The sequence below is a fragment of the Azospirillum tabaci genome (assembly GCF_014596085.1).
GTDB lineage: Bacteria > Pseudomonadota > Alphaproteobacteria > Azospirillales > Azospirillaceae > Azospirillum > Azospirillum tabaci.
Genome location: NZ_JACCJY010000064.1, coordinates 1 through 3,392, shown reverse-complemented (window position 1 = coordinate 3,392; position 3,392 = coordinate 1). Strand labels below are relative to the sequence as shown.

At 67.5% G+C, this 3,392-nt stretch carries 2 protein-coding genes; both read right to left on the bottom strand.

Annotated features, from left to right (window positions below; all coding sequences use genetic code 11):
• On the bottom strand, positions 1-282 hold a 282-nt coding region (locus H0B54_RS29195), incomplete at its 3' end, for a biotin/lipoyl-containing protein (protein ID WP_343069056.1).
• Between the two features lie 42 nt (positions 283-324).
• Positions 325-3,249, bottom strand: a complete 2,925-nt coding sequence (locus H0B54_RS29190) for a 2-oxoglutarate dehydrogenase E1 component (RefSeq protein ID WP_188263254.1) — start codon at positions 3,247-3,249, stop codon at positions 325-327.
• Between the last annotated feature and the right edge of the window lie 143 nt (positions 3,250-3,392).

Here is a 3,392-nt window from a genome sequence, read left to right as displayed (position 1 = left end):
GGCGGCCGGGGCAGCGGCCGGAGCCGGGGCGGCGACGGCGGCGCCAGCCTCGCCGAGGACGCCCAGCAGGGCGCCGACGCCGACGTTGGCGCCGTCGGCGGCGACGATCTCCGCCAGAGTGCCGGCGGACGGGGCGTTCACCTCAAGCGTGACCTTGTCGGTCTCCAGTTCGACCAGCGCCTCGTCGGCGGCGACCGCGTCGCCGACCTTCTTCAGCCAGCGGGCAACGGTCGCCTCGGAGACGGACTCGCCCAGGGTGGGGACCTTGATTTCGGTAGCCATAAGTTCCTCTCGTACTTTCTTGTTCTACGCCTGGGCGTCGAGTCAGCGGATGACGAGCGCGTCTTCCAGAAGCTTCGCCTGCTCCTGGTTGTGACGCTTGAGCAGGCCGGTGGCCGGCGACGCGGAGGCCGGACGGCCGGCGTAGCTGGGGCGCGAGGCCTTGTGCTCGATCGAGGTGAGGGCGCCTTCCAGACGGCGGTCGACGAAGGCCCAGTAGCCCTGGTTCTCCGGCTCCTCCTGGCACCACACGACCTCGGCGTTCGGATAGCGGGCGAACTCCTCGGTCAGGGCGGAGCGGGGGAACGGATAGAGCTGCTCCAGCCGGACGAGCGCCACGTCCTTGATGCCGCGCGCGGTGCGCTCCTGCAGCAGGTCGTAATAGACCTTGCCGGTGCAGACGACGATGCGGCGGATCTGATCGTTCGGCAGCAGGTCCGTCGCCGTCTCGCCGAGCACGCGGCGGAAGTTCGTGCCCTCGGCCAGCTCCGACAGGCTGGAGACGCACAGCTTGTGGCGCAGCAGCGACTTCGGCGTGAACAGCACCAGCGGCTTGCGGAAGGGCCGGCGCATCTGGCGGCGGAAGGCGTGGAACAGGTTCGCCGGGGTCGTCAGGTTGCAGATCTGCCAGTTGTCCTCGGCGGACATTTGCAGGAAGCGCTCCGGACGGGCCGAGGAGTGCTCCGGACCCTGGCCCTCGTAGCCGTGCGGCAGCAGCAGCACGAGGCCGGACATGCGCAGCCACTTCGACTCGCCCGACGAGAGGAACTGGTCGATGATGGTCTGGGCGGTGTTGGCGAAGTCGCCGAACTGCGCTTCCCACAGGGTCAGGCTGTGCGGCTCGGCCAGCGAGTAGCCGTATTCGAAGCCGACCACGGCGGCCTCGGACAGCGGGCTGTCATGAACCTCGAACGGGCCCTGGTCGGGGCGCAGGTGGTTCAGCGGGATGTACTTGTTCTCGGTGTTCTGGTCGTACATCACCGCGTGGCGGTGCGAGAAGGTGCCGCGGCCGGAATCCTGGCCGGACAGGCGGACGCCGTTGCCCTCGACCAGCAGCGTGCCGTAGGCGAGCGCTTCCGCCGTCGCCCAATCGATGCCCTCGCCGGTTTCCAGCGACTTCTTCTTGGCTTCGAGCTGGCGGGCGATCTTCGAGTTGATCGCGAAGTCCTTGGGGTACTCGCAGAGCTTGTTGCCGACCTCGCGCAGAACGTCGATCGCCACGCCGGTGTTGCCCTTGCGCTCGTCGTCGGTCTTGGCGGCCTCCAGGCCCGACCACTTGCCTTCCAGCCAGTCGGCCTTGTTCGGCTTGAAGGAGTTGGCGGCCTCGAACTCACCCTCCAGCTTCTTCATGAAGTCCTGGATCATCTGATCGGACTCGGCCTGGGTGAGGACGTTCTCCTCGACGAGCTGCTTGCCGTACAGTTCCCGCGTGGTCGCGTGGGCGCGGATCTTCTTGTACATCAGCGGCTGGGTGAAGCCCGGCTCGTCGCCCTCGTTGTGGCCATGGCGGCGGTAGCAGACCATGTCGATCACCACGTCCCGCTTGAACTTCTGGCGGAACTCGGCGGCGATGCGGCTGATGTGGACGACGGACTCGGGGTCGTCGCCGTTGACGTGGAAGATCGGCGCCTGGACCATCTTCGCCATGTCCGAGCAGTAGACGCCGGACCGCGAATAGGTCGGGTTCGTGGTGAAGCCGATCTGGTTGTTGATGATGAAGTGCACGGTGCCGCCGGTGCGGTAGCCGCGCAGCTCCGACAGGCCCAACGTCTCGGCCACGATGCCCTGGCCGGCGAAGGCGGCGTCGCCGTGGATCAGCACGCCCATGACCTGCTCGCGCTCTAGGTCGTTGCGCTGCGCCTGCTTGGCGCGCACCTTGCCCAGCACGACCGGGTTGACCCATTCCAGGTGGGACGGGTTGGCGGTCAGCGACAGGTGGACGATGTTGCCGTTGAAGTCGCGGTCCGACGAGGTGCCGAGATGGTACTTCACGTCGCCGGAGCCCTGCACGTCCTGCGGGCTGGACGGGTTGCCCTGGAACTCCGAGAAGACCGCGGCGAAGGGCTTGCCCATGAAGTTGGTCAGCACGTTCAGACGGCCGCGGTGGGCCATGCCGACGACGACCTCCTTGAGGCCGAGCTGGCCGCCGCGCTTCAGGATCTGCTCCAGCGCGGGGATCATCGACTCGCCGCCCTCAAGGCCGAAGCGCTTGGTGCCGGTGTACTTGAGCTGCAGGAACTTCTCGAAGCCCTCGGCGGCGATCAGGCGCTCGTAGATGGCGCGCTTGCCGTTCACCGTGAAGTCGGTGTGGTTGCGGCCGCCCTCGATGCGCTCCTGGATCCAGGCCTTCTCTTCGGGGTCCTGGATGTGCATGAACTCGACGCCGATGTTCCCGCAGTAGGTCTTCTGCAGGATCTCCAGGATCTGGCGCAGCGACGCCGTCTCCAGACCCAGCGAGTAGTTCAGGAAGATCGGGCGGTCCATGTCGCCCGGGCCGAAGCCGTAGGTCGCCGGATCGAGTTCCGGGTGCGGCTCGCGCTTCTCAAGACCCAGCGGGTCGAAATGCGCGTTCATGTGGCCGCGCACGCGGTAGACGCGGATGAGCATCAGCGCGCGGATGCTGTCGAGCGTCGCGGCGCGCAGCTGCTGGTGGCTGATGCCGCCATAGACCTGCTGGGCGTGGGCGACGAGGCCGGCGTTGCCGTTGGTCGCGGCCGGAGCGCCGATGCTTTCCAGCGAGGCGGCGATGGGGTCGAGCGCGCCGTTGGCGAGCGTGCCCTCTTCCAGGCTCCAGGACGGGCCGTTCAGCTCGTTCAGGACGGCGCGGGAGTCGTCGTCCAGCTCCCTGAAGAAGCCGTTCCAGCTCGAATCCACCGAGGAGGGGTCCTTCAGGAAGCGCGCGTACAACTCCGCGACATATTCGGCGTTCGAGCCGAACAGGAACGAGGTCTTCTCCAGATTAGCGGACATATGTTTGCCTCGGGCGTTTGCCCGGTTCCCTCAGAGAGTTTTTTTGCTTGTCGCGGGGCTCCGAGCGGACCCCGGGGTCCTCGGGGGGGGGGCGGGGGCCCCCGGCCTCCCCGGGGGGGGGGGGAGAGGGGGGGCGCGCCCCC